This window comes from Mycolicibacterium arseniciresistens (genome assembly GCF_030519285.1).
Classification (GTDB): domain Bacteria; phylum Actinomycetota; class Actinomycetes; order Mycobacteriales; family Mycobacteriaceae; genus Mycobacterium; species Mycobacterium arseniciresistens.
The window spans coordinates 1-3,455 of sequence record NZ_JAUMSQ010000143.1 but is presented as its reverse complement, the minus strand read 5'-3'; the positions used below and the strand labels follow the sequence as shown (position 1 = coordinate 3,455).

Annotated in this window: 4 protein-coding genes; all 4 read right to left on the bottom strand. The window is 69.0% G+C overall.

The features are described from left to right. Positions 1-328 (bottom strand): MarR family winged helix-turn-helix transcriptional regulator (locus Q2100_RS18070; protein ID WP_302915174.1); only part of this gene is annotated, 328 nt, incomplete at its 3' end. A 53-nt stretch (positions 329-381) separates the two neighbouring features. Beyond that, positions 382-1,110: a DUF899 family protein gene (locus tag Q2100_RS18065; RefSeq protein WP_302915173.1), complete on the bottom strand. Its 729-nt coding sequence runs from the start codon at positions 1,108-1,110 to the stop codon at positions 382-384. A gap of 101 nt (positions 1,111-1,211) precedes the next feature. After that, entirely contained in the window at positions 1,212-2,099 is an 888-nt protein-coding gene (locus Q2100_RS18060) for a ferredoxin family protein (protein ID WP_302915172.1), read from the bottom strand. Next, positions 2,096-3,307 (bottom strand): cupin domain-containing protein, encoded by a 1,212-nt coding sequence (locus Q2100_RS18055; RefSeq protein ID WP_302915171.1) that lies wholly within the window; start codon positions 3,305-3,307, stop codon positions 2,096-2,098. The genes Q2100_RS18060 and Q2100_RS18055 overlap by 4 nt, the downstream gene beginning before the upstream one ends. Positions 3,308-3,455: the final 148 nt, after the last annotated feature.

The window sequence follows — 3,455 nt, the reverse complement described above, 5'->3', positions numbered from 1 at the left end:
AGCCGGCGGCGGTCAGCACCGCGTCGGTGGCGCGGCCGTCGGTGTCGGACTTGACCCGCTCGACCAGGCCCCGGCCCGTCATTCGCTGGAGATGATGTGACAACCGGCTGCGTTCCCACCCGATGGTGGTGGCCAGGTTGGTGAGCTGAGCCCGTCGTCCCGGCGCCTGCGACAGCGCGTTCATGACGGTGTAATCCCCCAGCGAGACGTTGGAATCCGCGAGCAGCTGACGGTTCATCTCGTACTCGAGGCGGTGGTACACCCGCATGTAGTTCAGCCAGGTGCGCTGCTGAGACTCATTGAGCGGATAGGGTTCACGCTTCGGCACCGCGACACGTCTCCGATCAACAGATGGGTGACCTGTCACGCATCCTATCGCCGTCAGGCGAGAGCGTCGGACCGTCCCGCGTGCAGCCGCGACCATTGCGCTGTCGGCCGGCCGTCATGGCGGAACTGCTGCCCGTCGGTCCCGAAGGGCTGCGGCCAGCCCTCGGGCGAGTCCTCCCACGTCTCCTGGCGCCCGTAGACGGTGAGGTCCAGCAGGTGATAGCTCGTCGCGCCCGCCTCGGTCCCGCGACCGGTGTTCCAGTAGGTCTCGAAAACCCCTGTGCCGTCGCGAAGGTAGCTGACGTACGCGCCGAAAGACCGTCCTGCGAGCAGCTCCTCGGCCCCGTCACGCAGCGAGTACCAGGGCATGGGCCAGCCCATGAACTCGCGGTAGCGGGAGCTCTCGGGGTAGGGCCCCTGGCAGAACGTCGCATAGGTGACGTCGCGATCGTGCAGATAGGACAGCTCCTGCGCGTGACCGGTGAAGAAGGTGCAGCCTTCGCACTGCTCGGGAGCCGGGTTCCCGTCGTACCACATGTGCAGGTACACGAGAAGCTGGCTGCGGCCCTCGAAGACGTCGATCAGAGGGATCTCACCGTCGGCGCCCACGAGGGGTGTCGACGCATCGACCTCCACCATCGGCAGCCGACGTCGTGCTGCCGCGATCGCGTCTCCCTCCCTGGTGTGGGCCTTCTCGCGCACCAACAGCCGGTCGATCTCGGTCTGCCACGTCTGCCGGTCGACGACCGGGGGCAGCGGGCGGGCGTTCTCGGTCGTGTCCATGGTTCGTCTCCTGTGTCGATCGCCTGTACACGGTCCACAGGGGTAGACCGGCGCGGGAACCGAGATTCATCGCAGCGGCGGCGTCAGCCCTACGGCCGACGTCAACTCGGGGTCATCGACACCAGCACGAAGGTGCGCACCCGGCCCGACGCCTTCGCCGAGCACATCGAGAGAAGCGGCTCGGACAACTCTTCGGCGAGCACGACCTCCACGGGGCCCGCGTCGCCGCTGAGCACGACGCGGACGGTGTGGTCATCGCGTTCGACGTGGATGGGCGACAGCGCGGCGATGCGGTCATCACCCGAGGCCGCCCGGACGAAATACTGTGCGGCCTGAACCGGGTGCGGTAACGATGTCCGGCCCCGGAGGAATCGGTTGTCGAGCCTGCCGTCGAGGTACTTGCGCACCAGTTCCGCCGAGTTGGTGGAGTCCACCCGGCCGTAGCACAGCCCCTCGGGCAACACGAGCATCGTCGCGGCGAACCGGTCACCACCCAGATGCGAGCATTCCCAGGTGAATTCGGGGAACTCAGCGGCGATGGCCGCAGTGGCGGAGCGCCCCCGTACCGCGCAACACTGATCGTGCTTGCCGTGGGCACAGACGGCGACGAGTGGATCGGTGCACACGTGGCCGTCGGAGCCGTCGAGGGCGAGGTCCAGGTACCCCCGGGCATCGTCGACCTCACCGTGGTGGAGCATCTCGCTGCCCTCGTCGCAGTGTGCGACGAACCAGCGCCAGCGCGGGGTGGCGGAGCGACGACCCGGGCGGCGGATCGCGGCGATACGCATGCCCTCGGATTCGGCCCGTCGCGCGATCGCACGACCGAGCTCGCGGTCGATGACGGTGGCGGAGTCCAGGAATGCCGAATGCCCCCACGGCCCGGCCAATTCCAGCATCAACCAGGAGTGCCCCGCCGAGGCCGTGCCGTACATGGTGTCGTTGCGGGCGAGGGACTGATCGCTGCACGGTTCGCGCTTCGCCGAGGTCATCCTCCGCTCACCGGCACCACGACGGCCTCCCGCAGGAGCCTGCGGATGAGCACCGTGCCGTCCGCGGGGTCGAGGCCGGGCAGGGAATCCGCGTCGACGACCGCGCCCTGGTGCAGTGCCTCGACCGCGGGCGCACATGACTCGGGGAAGGTGATGGTCCGGTCCGGCAGACGCAGAACGACTGAGCCGTCACGTTTCTCGACGCTTCCGACGAGGCCGTGACGCCACCGGACCGTGACGGCGCCTGCGTTCTCGGTGGCCACCAGCGTCGCCAGTGGGCGGACCGCCACCGGGCGGGTGCGATCGGCGTGGCGTCGCGACAGTCGCTGAGCCGCACCCTCACTGAGTTCGGCGGCGCGGTCGCGCAGACTCTCGATCGCCTCGGCCATGATCTTCGAAGCGGTGGCCACCATCTCGTCGGTGTCGGTGGCATCGAGTCCCAGCGGCAGCGACGCCCGGAACTCCTCGACCGTCGTCAGGGTGTCGACGACGGCCTGCAGGACCTCGAGGCGGGTCACCGCGGAGACGCCGACGGTCAGGTGAATCGACGTGGTGTCGAGCGCGTGCGCCGAATGCACCCACCCCCGTGGCAGATACAGTGCGTCGCCCGCGGAGAGCACCGTGTCGATGACCGGTTCTTCCTGCGCCCGCCGGGCGATCGCCCCACGGTGGTCGGTCCACGGCTGCGACGGCAGCGGGTGTTCGTGCACCGGTTCGTGCACGATCCACCGCTTCTGCCCGGAGGTCTGCAACACGAACACGTCGTGAACGTCGTAGTGCGTCTCGAATCCCGTCTGGTTCGGCGGCGTGACGTAGGCGTTCGCCTGAACGGGGTGCCCGAGGTCGTCGACCATGCCGCGCACGAAGTCGATCATGGGCGGCCACAACCGGTGCAGACCCTGGAGCACGATGGTGGCGCCGGCGGCGAACTCGGTCAGCACCTTCGCCGAGTCCACCTGGTCGGGCATCTCTGCACCGAAGCCGGCCGAGTCGAGGTAGCAGTTGCGCGCCAGTACGTCGCCGGCCTTGGCCATGCGGATGAACGGCGCACGTACCCCGCGCTCGGCGACCAGCTCGTCGACCATCGAGGGCGACAGCAGATCGCCGAAGTCGCGGGGCAGAGCGCCGGACCGGCTGAGCAGAGGCCTACGGCCCCAGTACTGCGCCGCGAACTCCACAGGGTCGACGGTGACGCAGCGGCTCAGCATGAGAAGGGGCTACGCGGTTCCGTCCGCGCCGCCGTCGTGGCCGTCCGGGTTCGAACCGCCGTCAGCGGTTCCCTCCCCGCCCGCGGTGCCGTCCGCGCCGCCGTCGTGGCCCTCGGGGTTCGAACCGCCGTCAGCGGTTCCCTCCCCG

Coding starts and splice junctions, on each gene's coding strand:
- Q2100_RS18065 (WP_302915173.1), bottom strand. CDS start 1,110: ATGGACACGACCGAGAACGCCCGCCCGCTGCCCCCGGTCGTCGACCGG.
- Q2100_RS18060 (WP_302915172.1), bottom strand. CDS start 2,099: ATGACCTCGGCGAAGCGCGAACCGTGCAGCGATCAGTCCCTCGCCCGC.
- Q2100_RS18055 (WP_302915171.1), bottom strand. CDS start 3,307: ATGCTGAGCCGCTGCGTCACCGTCGACCCTGTGGAGTTCGCGGCGCAG.